This window comes from Duganella sp. OV510, from assembly GCF_900100205.1.
GTDB lineage: Bacteria > Pseudomonadota > Gammaproteobacteria > Burkholderiales > Burkholderiaceae_D > Rugamonas.
In genome coordinates, this window is sequence record NZ_FNEQ01000007.1 from 90274 (window position 1) to 103247 (window position 12974).

The 12974-nt window shown below is 63.5% G+C and carries 16 protein-coding genes; 8 read left to right on the plus strand and 8 right to left on the minus strand.

The features are described from left to right. The first annotated feature begins 73 nt into the window (after window positions 1–73). The 4 genes from BLS51_RS18720 (at window position 74) to yacG (ending at window position 2597) form a co-directional block, all read left to right on the plus strand. Window positions 74–946: a prepilin peptidase gene (locus tag BLS51_RS18720; RefSeq protein ID WP_090186248.1), complete on the plus strand. Its 873-nt coding sequence runs from the start codon at window positions 74–76 to the stop codon at window positions 944–946. Next, the gene (gene coaE, locus BLS51_RS18725) at window positions 943–1551 is read left to right on the plus strand and encodes a dephospho-CoA kinase (RefSeq protein WP_090186252.1); all 609 of its coding nucleotides are present in this window, start codon (window positions 943–945) and stop codon (window positions 1549–1551) included. The genes BLS51_RS18720 and coaE overlap by 4 nt, the downstream gene beginning before the upstream one ends. Before the next feature lie 108 nt (window positions 1552–1659). Then, a complete protein-coding gene (zapD, locus tag BLS51_RS18730; RefSeq protein ID WP_090186258.1) occupies window positions 1660–2415 on the plus strand; it encodes a cell division protein ZapD in 756 nt (251 codons plus the stop codon). An 8-nt stretch (window positions 2416–2423) separates the two neighbouring features. Then, window positions 2424–2597, plus strand: a complete 174-nt coding sequence (gene yacG, locus BLS51_RS18735) for a DNA gyrase inhibitor YacG (protein WP_090186261.1) — start codon at window positions 2424–2426, stop codon at window positions 2595–2597. A gap of 3 nt (window positions 2598–2600) precedes the next feature. Here yacG and BLS51_RS18740 read toward each other — a convergent pair whose 3' ends face one another. The 6 genes from BLS51_RS18740 to argJ all read right to left on the minus strand — a co-directional run bounded on the left by BLS51_RS18740 (window position 2601) and on the right by argJ (window position 7041). Then, window positions 2601–3329, minus strand: coding sequence for an anti-sigma factor (locus BLS51_RS18740; protein ID WP_090186267.1), 729 nt, complete (start codon window positions 3327–3329; stop codon window positions 2601–2603). Continuing rightward, window positions 3326–3880, minus strand: coding sequence for a sigma-70 family RNA polymerase sigma factor (locus tag BLS51_RS18745; RefSeq protein WP_090186271.1), 555 nt, complete (start codon window positions 3878–3880; stop codon window positions 3326–3328). The genes BLS51_RS18740 and BLS51_RS18745 overlap by 4 nt, the downstream gene beginning before the upstream one ends. A gap of 19 nt (window positions 3881–3899) precedes the next feature. After that, complete coding sequence (locus BLS51_RS18750) at window positions 3900–4436, minus strand: DUF3455 domain-containing protein (RefSeq protein WP_090186274.1); 537 nt, start codon at window positions 4434–4436, stop codon at window positions 3900–3902. Window positions 4437–4539: 103 nt separating this feature from the next. Further along, complete coding sequence (locus tag BLS51_RS18755; RefSeq protein WP_090186277.1) at window positions 4540–4935, minus strand: NUDIX domain-containing protein; 396 nt, start codon at window positions 4933–4935, stop codon at window positions 4540–4542. Further along, window positions 4932–5801, minus strand: coding sequence for an ATP-binding protein (locus tag BLS51_RS18760; protein WP_090186280.1), 870 nt, complete (start codon window positions 5799–5801; stop codon window positions 4932–4934). Before BLS51_RS18760 ends, BLS51_RS18755 begins: the two co-directional genes overlap by 4 nt. Window position 5802: 1 nt before the next feature. Next, window positions 5803–7041, minus strand: coding sequence for a bifunctional glutamate N-acetyltransferase/amino-acid acetyltransferase ArgJ (gene argJ, locus BLS51_RS18765; protein WP_090186283.1), 1239 nt, complete (start codon window positions 7039–7041; stop codon window positions 5803–5805). Between the two features lie 313 nt (window positions 7042–7354). On the opposite strand from argJ, the gene BLS51_RS18770 reads away from it, so the two are divergent. From BLS51_RS18770 to BLS51_RS18780, 3 genes are all read left to right on the plus strand, one after another. Next, on the plus strand, window positions 7355–8572 hold the full coding sequence (locus BLS51_RS18770; RefSeq protein WP_090186286.1) for a porin: 1218 nt from the start codon (window positions 7355–7357) through the stop codon (window positions 8570–8572). Between the two features lie 31 nt (window positions 8573–8603). After that, a complete protein-coding gene (locus tag BLS51_RS18775) occupies window positions 8604–9002 on the plus strand; it encodes a type 2 periplasmic-binding domain-containing protein (protein ID WP_373994339.1) in 399 nt (132 codons plus the stop codon). A gap of 81 nt (window positions 9003–9083) precedes the next feature. Beyond that, on the plus strand, window positions 9084–11066 hold the full coding sequence (locus BLS51_RS18780) for an ATP-binding protein (protein ID WP_090186293.1): 1983 nt from the start codon (window positions 9084–9086) through the stop codon (window positions 11064–11066). Window positions 11067–11106: 40 nt separating this feature from the next. Here the strand turns inward: BLS51_RS18780 and clpP are convergent, their stop codons facing one another. After that, entirely contained in the window at window positions 11107–11706 is a 600-nt protein-coding gene (gene clpP, locus BLS51_RS18785) for an ATP-dependent Clp endopeptidase proteolytic subunit ClpP (protein ID WP_090186298.1), read from the minus strand. Window positions 11707–11845: 139 nt separating this feature from the next. Between clpP and BLS51_RS18790 the strand changes: the two genes are divergently transcribed. Next, entirely contained in the window at window positions 11846–12484 is a 639-nt protein-coding gene (locus BLS51_RS18790) for a sigma-70 family RNA polymerase sigma factor (protein ID WP_175472627.1), read from the plus strand. A 4-nt stretch (window positions 12485–12488) separates the two neighbouring features. Here the strand turns inward: BLS51_RS18790 and BLS51_RS18795 are convergent, their stop codons facing one another. After that, entirely contained in the window at window positions 12489–12971 is a 483-nt protein-coding gene (locus tag BLS51_RS18795; protein ID WP_090186307.1) for a nuclear transport factor 2 family protein, read from the minus strand. Window positions 12972–12974: the final 3 nt, after the last annotated feature.

Genomic DNA, 12974 nt, shown 5'->3' on the forward strand with positions numbered 1-12974 from the left:
CAATCGGAAAAAGCGACCGCAACGCTGTGCGAATGCTTTAATATGGCCCCGTGATGACTCAAGCCTGACAACCATGCTGCAAACCACCCTGTTGTTCGCCCCTGCCGGCGACCTCGCCATCAGCCTGATCGCCGGCATCTTCGGCCTGCTGTTTGGCAGCTTCCTCAACGTGGTGATCCACCGCCTGCCGATCATGATGCAGCGCGAGTCCGACAACTACGTGGCAGAGGAATCCGGCAAGCCGCCGCCGCACACCGGACGCTACAACCTGATGGCGCCGCGTTCGGCCTGCCCGCACTGTCAGCACCAGATCACCGCGATGGAGAATATCCCGGTCATCAGCTGGCTCGCGCTGCGCGGCCAGTGCAGCCACTGCAAGGCGAAGATTTCAGCGCGCTATCCGCTGGTGGAACTGCTGACCGGCGCGTTGTCGGCGCTGGTGGTCTGGCGCTTCGGCAGCGGCTATGCCGGGCTGGCAGCACTGTTCTTCCTGTATTCGCTGATCGCCATGACTTTCATCGACGCCGACACCCAACTGCTGCCGGACGACCTGACCTATCCGCTGCTGTGGGCCGGCCTGCTGGTCAACATCAACGGCACCTTTGTGCCGCTGCAGGATGCGGTGATCGGCGCGGCGGCCGGCTACCTGGTGCTGTGGTCGGTGTACTGGCTGTTCAAGCTGGCGACCGGCAAGGAAGGCATGGGATATGGCGACTTCAAGCTGCTGGCCGGCCTGGGTGCGTGGATGGGCTGGACCATGCTGCCGGCCATTGTGCTGCTGTCGTCGCTGGTGGGTGCGGTGGTCGGCATCGGCCTGATCGTGTTTGCCAAACGCGCGCGCAACAATCCTATTCCGTTCGGCCCTTACCTGGCGGCGGCCGGCCTGATCGCCCTGCTGTACAGCGGGCCGCTGCTGGACCTGACCATGAGCCTGGGCCGCCCATGAGCAAGCCGCCCTTCGCCATCGGCCTGACCGGCGGCATCGGCAGCGGCAAGAGCACCGTGGCCGATATGTTCGCGGCGCGCGGCGCCACCATCGTCGATACCGACCTGATCGCCCACAGCATGACCGCGCCGGACGGACCGGCGATGCCGGCCATCCTGCGCGAGTTCGGCGCCGAATTCGCCGACGCCAACGGCGCCATGGACCGCGCCCGCATGCGCGCGCTGGTGTTCACCGACGCTGGCGCCAAGGCGCGGCTGGAAGCCATCCTGCATCCGCGCATCCGCGATGCCGCACTGGCCGCCGGCGCGGCCGCCAACGGCAGTTATGTGATCTACGCGGTGCCGCTGCTGATCGAATCCGGAACGTGGCGTGCGCGGGTGACCCGTGTGCTGGCGGTAGACTGTCGCGAGGAAGTGCAAATTGCCCGCGTGATGGCGCGTAACAATTTGCCGGAAACACAGGTCCGCGCCATCATGGCGGCGCAGGTGAGCCGCGAGCAAAGGCTGGCGGCGGCGGACGATGTCATTGTCAATAATGCAGGAATCGCAGATTTGGCAGCCCAGGTCGAGCGTTTACACACGCTATATCTGCAAATTCGCTGGTAATTTCGCGGATTAGGGCAATAATGCCTTCGCAACGTTTGTAATTTTGCTTGGCTTGCTTCAAAATCACGAGAATTAATTGCTGCATGTCCATCTATAAGGGATGTTATTTTGATCGTCTACGAATATCCTTTCAACGAGCGCATCCGCACGTTGTTGCGCCTGGAGGATTTGTACGAGAAATTCAAGTTCTTTGTGCATCAAGAACATCCGATGCAGCACCATGTTGCGCTGTCCACCATCTTTGATATGCTGGAAGTGGCCGGCCGCGCCGACCTGAAATCCGACCTGCTGCAAGAACTGGAGCGCCAGCGCCAGACGCTGCTGGGCTACCGCATGAATCCCAACGTGGAACCGCAGATGCTGGACGCCATCCTGGCAGAAGTCGACAGCGTCAGCAGCGCGCTGGTCGCGGCCCAGGGCAAGACCGGGCAGAATGTACGCGAGAACGAGTGGCTGATGAGCATCCGCGGCCGCACCATCATTCCTGGCGGCGCCTGCGAATTCGACCTGCCGTCGTATTACGCCTGGCAGCAGCGCCCGGCCGAGGCACGCTTCAACGACATCATCAACTGGTTCACGCCGCTGGCGCCGCTGTTTGACGCGCTGGCCCTGGTGCTGCGCCTGCTGCGCGATTCAGGCGGCCCGGTGAAGATGATTGCGGTGGCGGGCAGCTATCAGCAGATGCTGCAGGGGAAGGTGTATCAGATGCTGCGCCTGACGCTGGATGCGTCGCAGGGCGCGATCCCGGAGATTTCCGCCAACAAGTACATGCTGTGGGTGCGCTTCACCTCGCAGGGCGGCGACCTGAAACCCAAGCCGCTGGAAGATGATGTACCATTCGAGCTCACCCTCTGTAACTTCTGACGAATCTCATGACCACTGTAGTTGAATGCCCGACCTGCTCCGCCAAGGTGGAGTGGAAGCCGGAAAACAAGTTTCGCCCGTTCTGCTCGGAACGCTGCAAGAAGATCGACCTCGGCGCCTGGGCCGAGGAAAAGTATGCGATTCCGGCGGCCCCGCCGAAAGATCCGAACGACGAAGAGTAAGCCTCACATCACCTTCACCGCTTTGCCGATGTACAGCACCGGGCCGGTCGGCTTGCCGGTCGGCGAGCCCGTGACCGGTTCCAGTGTGATTTCAAACAGCTGATCTGGCTGCACCGGCGGCAATTTATCCAGCGCCAGCTTCAGCGAACGATTCGACTGCACCAGTCCCAGCGACACCGGCCCGCTCCAGCCCGGTGCCTTGGTCCAGAATTGCAGCGCCTTGCGCTCCGGCACGACGGTATCGTGCAGCGGTGTCAGCGTCAGTTGGCGCTTCATGCTGGTCTGCACCACCCAGCCGGCGCCCCGGTCCTGCGGCGCCGCCAGCACCACCATGTAGGCGGTCTCCGGTGCGGAAGGGCGCGACACCAGCAACAGGGCCAGCACCATACTGGCCGCCACCGCGCCCCCTGTCAGACCGCGCCACAGGCGCAAATCGTCCCACCAGCGATGCCAGCGTTTCACCGGCACCGGCACTGTCGCGCCGCGCAATGCCGCCGTCGCAGGACGCGCCTGCACACTGGCGGCGATGCGCAGCCACAATCCGGTTGAGGGCTCGGCAGGCGCTGCAAGCGACGTCAGCGGCAGCAAGCGGCGTTCCCATCCTTCCACCTCGGCGCGCAGCAGTGGTTCGCGCGTCAGCCGTTGCTCGACCTCTTGCCGCGCCGCTGCCGGCAGCGTACCCAGCACATACTCGCCAGCCAGCTGCTGTAATTGATCCGGTGTTTCATTCATCCCATGCACTCCCGCAATGCGGCGAGGCCGCGCTTGAGCCAGGCCTTGACCGAGCCCAGCGGCGCCTTCAGGCGCTCCGCGATTTCGCTATGGCTGCAGCCGTCGACATACGCACAGATGATGCTGTTGCGCTTGGCGCTATCGAGATGCGCCAGGCAATCATGCAATCGGCCCATGCTGGCCTGTAGTTCAAACTGTTCGGCCACCGTATCGGCCTGCGCTTCCTGCAGCGCATCGAGCGCGTCGCCGTCCACCGCGATTTCGCGCTCGCTGCCGCGCAAGGCGTTCAGTGCCTGATGCCGCACCACGCTGTAGACCCAGCCCCGGCCAGCGCCACGCCCGGCGTCAAAGCTCGCCGCCTTTTGCCAGATGCTGACGAAGGCATCGTGCAGCACATCTTCCGCCACATCGCGGCGGCGCACGATGCGCAGCGCCACGCCAAGCAAATGCCGCCCGTCGTGCTGGTACAGGCGATGCAGGGCCTGCTGGTCGCCTTGGGCACAGGCGGCCAGCACGGCATCGTAGTCGAACAAGTCGGCGCTGTCGGGCATCAGCCGATTATAGCCGTACTCATGCGGCCTTCCAGAAGATATAGTCGGCCTGGTACTGAACTTTTTCCTTGCTGCCAGCGTTGGCTGCGGCGCAGGCGCTGGCCGGGGCCACGCCGCCCTTGGTGGCGACGCGCTGGATGTAGGCCACGCCAAACATGGCGCCGCTGCCTACCGATGGGTTGGCCCGGACCAGTTGATGTGGAATATTGCCAGCCCCGGCGGGCGCCACCGCGAGCTGGGTGGCGGTGACCTTGGAGCCGTCATTGCTTTCCCAGGTGGCCGGTGGGCCGAAGTATTTTCCAACAGCTTTGCCGCTGCGGTCATTCAGCACCGCGTCCGGTCCGATGAAGGTCCATTCAAACTGGCCGGCAGCATCCTTCCTGGCCTTGCATTCATAGGTAATATCACCGGCGCCGACGGTTTCCATGGCAACCCGATGGCCGGCAGGCACCTGCACGGCTTGCGCCAGCGTCTGCTGGTCGAACTGCGGCCCGCTGGCGCAGGCGGAAAGCATCACGAGGACGGCGGCGGCAACGACGGTATGGGTGATTTGCATGACTGGCTCCTGATAGTTGGAAGGGATCAGCAAGCGAAAATCGCTGCTGATGCCTGTACTACCCGCCAGCGCGCCGTTTGGATGCAGCGCGATGAAAAAATATTTAGTAGCGTACCTGCTCCAGCCATTCCAGCAAGGGAATGGTGGCTGGCAGCAGCGGTTCCACGCCCACCGTGCCTTGCCAGGCGAAAGCCTGCCCTTCGAGGCTTTGCGGCTCTCCAGACCAGTCGCGGCTGATGAAGAAATGCAGCCGCACATGCGCGTGCGGATAGACGTATTCCACACCGCACCACTCTTCCGCGCTGTGGATACGCAAGCCCAGTTCTTCCACAAACTCGCGCTTCAAGGCTTCCAGTATCGTCTCGCCCGGATCGACTTTACCGCCGGGGAACTCCCAGTAACCATCATATGGCTTGCCGGCCGGGCGCTGGCCCAGCAGCACGTCGCCATTCGGCTTGACCAGAATGCCGACCGCGACATCAACAGGCTTCTGCGTCATGCCAGCTTCCCCGCGTAATCCTTGGCGAACTGCCACGCCACACGGCCCGAACGCGAACCGCGCTGCAAGGCCCAGCGCAAGGCGTCGGCGCGCGCCGCCTCGATCTGCGCCTCGCTGCAGCCCAGCGTCGACAGCCAGTGCGCCACGATGGTCAGGTAATCATCCTGCTTGAACGGATAGAAGGTCAGCCACAGGCCAAAGCGCTCGGACAGCGAAATCTTCTCCTCCACCGTTTCGCCCGGATGCAGGTCGCCGTTTTCGTCGTGCTTGTAGCTCATGTTGTCGGACATGCGCTCCGGCAGCAGGTGACGGCGGTTCGAGGTCGCGTAGATCAGCACATTGTCCGACTGCGCCGAGATGCTGCCGTCCAGCGCCACCTTCAGCGCCTTGTAGCCGCTCTCGCCTTCCTCAAACGACAGGTCGTCGCAGAAGATGATGAAACGCTCCGGCCGGCCCGCGACCAGGTCGACGATGTCCGGCAACTCGGCCAGGTCGACCTTGTCCACCTCGATCAGGCGCAAGCCATCCCTGGCGAACTGGTTCAGGCAAGCTTTGATCAAAGACGATTTGCCCGTGCCACGCGCGCCGGTCAGCAGCACATTGTTGGCCGGCTTGCCCGCCACGAACTGACGGGTGTTCTGCTCGATCTGCTCTTTCTGCGGGCCGATGTGCTGCAAGTCGTCCAGCGCGATATTGGACACATGCGCCACCGCCTGCAGGTAGCTGGCGCCGTTGACACGCGGGCGCCAGCGGAAGGCGAACCCGCGCTCCCACTCCGGCTGCGGCGCGGCCGGCGGCAGGATGGCTTCCACGCGCGCCAGCAGCGCCTCGGCGCGCGCCAGGAATTGTTCGAGGGCGGCCGACATCTCAGGAACGGTAGTCGGCGTTGATCGACACGTAATCGTGCGACAGGTCGCAGGTGTACACGGTGGCCGTGGCCGCGCCGCGCGCCAGCTTGACGCGCACGGTGATCTCGGCCTGCTTCATCACACGCTGGCCATCTTCTTCCTTGTAGTCCGGATTGCGGCCGCCGTTCTTGGCCACCCATACATCATCCAGGTACAGGTTCAGCTTCGATACATCCAGGTCGTCGACGCCGGCGTAGCCGATGGCAGCCAGGATGCGGCCCAGGTTAGGGTCGGACGCGAAGAAGGCGGTCTTGACCAGTGGCGAGTGGCCGATCGAATAAGCGATCTTGCGGCACTCTTCCACGCTGCCGCCCTCTTCCACGATGATGCTCATGAACTTGGTCGCGCCCTCGCCGTCGCGCACGATGGCTTGCGCCAGGAACAGCGACAGTTCGGTGACGGCGTCGCGCAGCTGCGCGTATTCCGGCTGCTCGACCGAAGTGATCTCCAGCGCGCCGGCGCCGGTGGCGATCAGCATGAAGGAATCGTTGGTCGACGTATCGCCGTCGATGGTGATGCAGTTGAACGAGTGGTTGGCGGCGTGCCTGACCAGCTCATCGAGCACCGGCTGCGCCACCTTGGCGTCCAGCGCCAGATAGCCCAGCATGGTTGCCATGTTCGGCTTGATCATGCCGGCGCCTTTGGAAATGCCGGTCATGGTCACGCTGTGGCCGCCAATGGTGACGGTGCGCGAGCCGGCTTTCGGCTGCGTGTCGGTGGTCATGATAGCTTCGGCGGCGTTGTACCAGTTGTCGGCCTTCAGGCCGGCGATGGCTTGCGGCAGGCCGGCGATCACTTTGGCGGCCGGCAGCGGCTCCAGGATCACGCCGGTCGAGAACGGCAGGATCTGCGCCGCGTCCACGCCCAGCTGCGCCGCCAGCGCCACGCAGGTTTCGTTGGCCAGCGACAGGCCCAGCTCGCCGGTGCCGGCGTTGGCGTTGCCGGTGTTGACCAGCAGCGCGGCAATCGGCTTGCCGCTGGTTTTGGCGGCGGCCAGGTGGGCCTTGGCGATCTGCACCGGCGCTGCGCAGAAGCGGTTCAGCGTGAACACGCCGGACACGGTTGCACTTGGCGCCAGTTTCATCACCAGTACGTCCTTGCGGTTCGGCTTCTTGATGCCGGCTTCAGCGAAGCCGATTTCAACACCGGCGACAGGCTTCAGTTCGGAGGCGATGGGCAGAGGGGAATTGACGGCCATAGTGTGATCTCAGTGGGTGGAAAGAGGAGCCGCTATTGTAATGCGTAATGCCTGATCCGCCAGACGCGCAGGATTGTGACTAACGGTCAGCGCGTGCCAGAACATCAAATTTGCTTAAAAATTACTGCAAGGATGTCGTACAACCTGCTGTTTTTACAGTGTTTTTTGCAGAAAAGCCACAGAAAATTAGTACGTTCGTTCGGTTTATCGTTTTCCATTTCATGCCGTCAGGAAATTGGTCTAAGGTAACAACCAAATGCCGCGCCCCCGCATTGCCCTGTCAGACCAAATAAAACCCCATAGGATTGAACTCATGAAAAAGCAACTGTTAGTCGCTGCCGTATTGGCTGCCACCGCCGCCGTGCAGGCGCAAGCTGGCGCACTGGATGACGGCAACCTGAGCATCAGCGGCTTCGGCACGCTGGGCGTGGCCCAAACCAACACCGACGACGCGAAATTCGCGCGCTACAACCAGGCCGACGGCGTCGGCAACAGCGCCCGCCTGGGCCTGGACACCAACCTCGGCCTGCAAGCCACCTACAAGTTCAACGACTGGCTGTCCGGCACCGCGCAGGTATTGACGCGCAACGCCACCGAAGGCACCTTCACCACCGACCTGACCTGGGCCTTCCTCAAAGCCCGCATTAACGATGAAGTCTCGGTGCGCGTCGGCCGCGTGGTGGTGCCAACCTTCCTGATCTCGGACTACCAGAACGTCGGCTACGCCAACAACATGATGCGTCCGCCGATTGAAATGTACAGCCAGGCGCCGATTGAAAACTCGGATGGCGCCGACATCAACTTCCAGCGCGCCTTCGGCGACCTGAACTTCACCGCGCAAGCCTTTGTCGGCGTCAGCCGCGGCAAGCTGTTTGTCTCGTCGGGCAGCGGCTCGACCGCCACCTACCGCGCGCCGGCGGCCGGCATCAGCCTGGCCGGCGAATACGGTCCCTTCCTGCTGCGTGTGGCCCACGCCCGCGCCGACATGAAGATCAACGACATCCAGCCGATCAATGCGCTGACCACCACGCTGAACGGCGTTGGCCTGACCCAGCTGGCGTCGGACATCACCTTCACCACCGGCAAGAAAATCGCCTTCACCTCGATCGGTGGCACGATGGACTGGAACAACATCGTCGCCCAGGCCGAATACGCCCAGCGCCGTGCCAAGGAACCGGTCTACCTGCCGGACACCAACGCCTGGTACACCATGGTTGGCTACCGCTTCGGCAAAGTGCTGCCGTACTACATGCACGCTTCGGCCAAGGGCGCAGGCAGCTCGGTCACCAAGCCGGCCGCGCTGTCGCGCATTCCGGCGCTGAACGCCGCCGTCACCAACCTGCTGACCGCCGCCGAGCAAACCTCGGATACCGTCGGCGTGCGCTGGGACTTCGCCAAGCAGGTCGCGCTGAAGGTCCAGGTTGACCGCGTCAAGCCGGGCGCCAAGTCGGGCCTGCTGATCAATCTGCCGGCCGCCGGCTACAACAAGAACGTCACCGTGGTTGCGGCCGGCGTCGACTTCGTATTCTGATCTCCGTGGGACTAAAACAATGAAAAAGATAATGAGTGCTCTGCTGCTGTCCGCCCTGGGCGCAGCCACCCTGCCGGCATCGGCGGCGGAAATCGTCGTCATCGTCAGCAAGCAGAATCCGGCCACGCGCATGTTCTCGGAACAGGCATCGCAATTCTTCCTCGGCAAATCCAGCCTGTTCACGCCGGTGGATCAGGCGGACGGCTCGGCCATCCGCAACGAGTTCTACCACAAGGTGGCGGACAAGGATGCGGCCCAGGTCAAGGCGCTGTGGTCCAAGCTGGTGTTCACCGGCAAGGCCACGCCACCGAAGGAATACGCCAGCAGCGCCGAGGTAAAAAAAGCAGTTGCTGCCGATCCGAAAGCAATCGGGTATATTGACAAATCGGCAGTTGACGATACCGTCAAAGTGATTCTGACCCTGCCTTAACCCAGGTCCCTGCCGGCCCGCCGCGTCATCCACGCGGCGGGCGCGTGAGCTCCTGGCCTCGTCCAACAAGGAGTGAACGTTTTGAGTTTATCGCTACGCGCGAAGTTCCTGATGCTCAGCGCCGTGATCCAGGCGCTGGTGGTCGGGCTACTGATCTGGAACAGCCTGCGGCTGATGAACCACGCGGTCAACACCAACGCCGAACGGGTGGCGCAGGAATACGCGGTCACCCTCAACCTCTCCCTCAGTCCCTACGCCACCCGTGGCCGCCTTCCCGAGCTGAACAGCTACCTGGCCGAAATGCTGGCCGATCCCGACGACAGCTTCCTGCGCTACCTGACCATCCTTGACGACAAGGACATGCCCATCATCGCCGTCGGCAAGCGCGACGAACCGTTGCCGCCGGTGCTGCGCGATGGCGGCGGCGCCAGCGTCAAGGGCGTGCGCACGCTGATCAGCGGCGCCACGCTGCACGCGCGTTCGCCGCTGCTGCTGGCCGACAACCGCATCGGCAGCATCAACTTCGGCCTCACCACCAGGGAGCTGAAACAGGCGCGCGACGAAGTGCTGGTACAAGGCAGCGTCATCGCGCTGATCGGCTTTGCGCTGGGCGTGCTGATGTTCTACGTGTTCACGCGCGGCATCGGCCACCGGCTGGCGGCGCTGACCGGCGAATCCAAACAGATGGCGTCCGGCGACTACAGCAAGGCGCTGCCGGTGCATGGCGACGACGAGATCGCCGTCTTCACGCACACGCTGAACGCCATGAGCGCAGCGCTGCGCGAGCGCATCGCGCAGCTGGAGCAATCGCAGCGGCGGCTGTCGGAATCGGAGGCGCGCTTCAAAACCCTGTTCGACATGGCGCCGCTGCCGCTGACGGTATCGGACCGCGACGGCCGCATCGTCGCCGCCAACCGCGCGGTGTTGCACACCTTCGGCCCGGCCGCCGGCAACCTGGTCGGCAAGCGCAGCGACGAAGTCAGCTTCTGGGCCAGCACGCGCGAGCGCGAACGCATCTGGGAAATGTACCGCGACGACGGTGCCGTGCATGGCGCGATCGCCGGTGTGCTGCTGCCGGATGGCAGTGTCGGCAGCGTGGCGATCTGGTCCTCGACGTTGATGCTGGATGGTAAACCTTCGATCATCTGGGCGCTGCTGGACCTGACCGAAGAACTCAACGCCAAGCGCGAACTGAAAGACCTGAACGTCTCGCTGGAAAGCCGGGTACGCGACCGCTCGGCAGCACTGGAGCGCGTCAACACGGATCTCAGCGCCGCGCTGGAAACGCTGCAGCACACGCAGCACGAACTGCTGGCGTCGGAAAAGATGGCATCGCTGGGCTCGCTGGTAGCCGGTATCGCGCACGAACTGAACACACCGATCGGCAACAGCCTGCTGGCATCGACCGCGCTGCGCGACCGCGTGCACGACTTCGAGCGCCACGTGGCCGCCGGCGCGCTGCGGCGCTCCGAGCTGAGCGCGCACCTGGACGAAGTGCGCACCGCAAGCGAGCTGATCGCCGGCTCGCTGCACAAGGCGGCGGAACTGATCTCCTCCTTCAAGCAAATCGCGGTCGACCAGACCAACGACCAGCGCCGCCAGTTCGATTTGCTGGCGGCGGTGCAGGACAGCATCGCCACCTACATGCCGCGCCTGCGGCGGGTGCAATGCGACGTCGCGCTGCGGATTCCCGCCGGGCTGCTGCTGGACTCCTACCCGGGCGGCCTGTACCAGGTGCTGACCAACCTGCTGACCAACGCCCTGACGCACGCCTACGAGCACCGCCGCGACGGCCGCATCGACATCCGCGCCGAGCTGGGCGCCGACGACATCATCGACCTGCAATTCAGCGATGACGGTTGCGGCATGACCGAAGACGTGCAACGCCACGTGTTCGACCCGTTCTTCACCACCAAGATGGGCCAGGGCGGCACCGGCCTTGGCATGAACATCGTCTACAACATCGTCACCGGCGTGCTGGGCGGCCGCATCCACCTCGACTCCGCGCCCGGCGTCGGCACCACCATCCGCCTCCTGATCCCCCGCACCGCCCCCCAACACTGAATCCGGGGTCAGTTCTGCCAAACGTACACGAGCTCATGTACTATTGGCAGAACTGACCCCGGTTTTGCAGGACTTTGTCGATCAGGCCGTATTGGGCGGCTTCGTCGGCGGACATGAAGTTGTCGCGGTCGGAGTCTTTTTCGATGTGGGCCAGCAGCTTGCCGGTGCGCTCGGCGAGGATGGTGTTGAGGCGGTGGCGCTGATACAGCATTTCGCGCGCCTGGATTTCGATGTCGGCGGCGACGCCTTTCGAGCCGCCATGCGGCTGGTGGATCATGATGCGGGCGTTCGGCAGCGCGTAGCGCTTGCCGGCGGCGCCCGCCGCCAGCAGGATCGATCCCATGCTGGCGGCAAAGCCGGTGCACAGCGTGGAGACATCCGGCTGGATGAATTGCATGGTGTCGTAAATCGCCATGCCGGCATATACCGATCCGCCGGGTGAGTTGATGTACAAGGAAATGTCTTTATCCGGCTGATCCGATTCGAGAAACAGCAGCTGTGCGACGATCAGGTTGGCCGACTGCTCGGTCACCTCGCCAACCAGGAAAATCACCCGCTCCTTCAGCAGGCGCGAATAAATGTCGAAAGCGCGCTCGCCGCGCGACGTTTGTTCGATGACGGTGGGGACCAAGGCGTTCATGATGCTCCTTTCGCGGTAAAGTACGCCTATGACGCTCCGCGCCGCACCATCCGTGACAGGAAAAAAATATTCCGCCGCCGTGTCACATCCGGCCGCCGTCCAGCGTCAGGTGGGAACCAGTCCTTTGAGGAGATTTGCCATGCCACCTGTCGATACCGACGGTACGCTGTTCGAGCAGCTACGCCCGCGCCTGAAGGCGATCAGTTTGCGCATCATCGGCTGCGAAGCGGAAGCCGAGGATGTGGTGCAGGATTGTTTCCTGAAGTGGCATGGCGCCGAGCAACAAACGCTGGTCACGCCAGCCGCGTGGCTGACCACCATCGTCCAGCATCACTCGATTGACCGCCTGCGCAAGCGCACGCGGGATATGCAGGCGGCACATGCGGCGACCGAGCTGGCAGCCGAAGCAGATCCCGCGCCACCGGAATCCACGCTACTGCTGCGAGCGGAACTCGCCGAAGCGCTGGCCCGCCTGCTGGCCTTGTCGCCCGCCGAACGGCTGGCCCTGGTGCTGCATGATGTGTTTGAATGCGCCCATGCCGACATCGCGGCAATCCTCGGTGCAAAGGAAGCAACCGCACGCCAGCATGTATCCCGCGCACGCCGCCGCTTGCGCGAACATCATGAGCCGGCGCCCGAGGAAAAGCTGAACCGCGACCTGGTGCGCCGCTTCCATGCCGCCTTGCACGGCCTGGATACGCCAGCGGTGGTGCGGCTGCTCACCGACATCCAGCCGCAAGCCTGCGCCAACGACGCCAGCTACGCTTTGGCGGCATAACCGCCTATTTCTCCGGCGCGTCGACGTGTTCGTAGCTGAAGATGCGCGACACCTTCCACGCGCCGTCCTTCAGCACCATCAGCTGCGTGAAGTAGGCGCGGCCGACGGCGAACGCCGGCTTATCTTTCGGTATCACAAAGAACTGGTGCTCACCGCTGACCAGCGCGCCATAGATGACGTCATCCTTGCGCATCGGGAAGAAATGCACGCTACCCGGCAGCGCTTCGCGGCGCAGCTTGTCGCCGTCCGATTTCATTTCATCGTTGACGGCAGCCAGCGCTTTCTTGCCGATCAGCGCGCCGCCACGGTCGTGATAAAACTCGACATCATCGGCCAAAAAAGAATTCATCTTGTCGGCATCGGCCCGGTTGTAGGCGGCCCAATAGGCATCGTCGGTCTGGCGCGCGCCTGCCTCCCAGTCCGCCTGCGCCCAGACCTGCGACACCATCATCACGCATGCTGCAAAAACCGGCCAACGACTGCGCATTGC

Bases quoted from the DNA above. Each gene is read 5' to 3' on its own strand.
- BLS51_RS18720 (WP_090186248.1), top strand. From the start codon at position 74: ATGCTGCAAACCACCCTGTTGTTCGCCCCTGCCGGCGACCTCGCCATC.
- coaE (WP_090186252.1), top strand. From the start codon at position 943: ATGAGCAAGCCGCCCTTCGCCATCGGCCTGACCGGCGGCATCGGCAGC.
- yacG (WP_090186261.1), top strand. From the start codon at position 2,424: ATGACCACTGTAGTTGAATGCCCGACCTGCTCCGCCAAGGTGGAGTGG.
- BLS51_RS18740 (WP_090186267.1), bottom strand. From the start codon at position 3,329: ATGAATGAAACACCGGATCAATTACAGCAGCTGGCTGGCGAGTATGTG.
- BLS51_RS18745 (WP_090186271.1), bottom strand. From the start codon at position 3,880: ATGCCCGACAGCGCCGACTTGTTCGACTACGATGCCGTGCTGGCCGCC.
- BLS51_RS18750 (WP_090186274.1), bottom strand. From the start codon at position 4,436: ATGCAAATCACCCATACCGTCGTTGCCGCCGCCGTCCTCGTGATGCTT.
- BLS51_RS18755 (WP_090186277.1), bottom strand. From the start codon at position 4,935: ATGACGCAGAAGCCTGTTGATGTCGCGGTCGGCATTCTGGTCAAGCCG.
- BLS51_RS18760 (WP_090186280.1), bottom strand. From the start codon at position 5,801: ATGTCGGCCGCCCTCGAACAATTCCTGGCGCGCGCCGAGGCGCTGCTG.
- argJ (WP_090186283.1), bottom strand. From the start codon at position 7,041: ATGGCCGTCAATTCCCCTCTGCCCATCGCCTCCGAACTGAAGCCTGTC.
- BLS51_RS18770 (WP_090186286.1), top strand. From the start codon at position 7,355: ATGAAAAAGCAACTGTTAGTCGCTGCCGTATTGGCTGCCACCGCCGCC.
- BLS51_RS18775 (WP_373994339.1), top strand. From the start codon at position 8,604: ATGAGTGCTCTGCTGCTGTCCGCCCTGGGCGCAGCCACCCTGCCGGCA.
- clpP (WP_090186298.1), bottom strand. From the start codon at position 11,706: ATGAACGCCTTGGTCCCCACCGTCATCGAACAAACGTCGCGCGGCGAG.
- BLS51_RS18790 (WP_175472627.1), top strand. From the start codon at position 11,846: ATGCCACCTGTCGATACCGACGGTACGCTGTTCGAGCAGCTACGCCCG.
- BLS51_RS18795 (WP_090186307.1), bottom strand. From the start codon at position 12,971: ATGCGCAGTCGTTGGCCGGTTTTTGCAGCATGCGTGATGATGGTGTCG.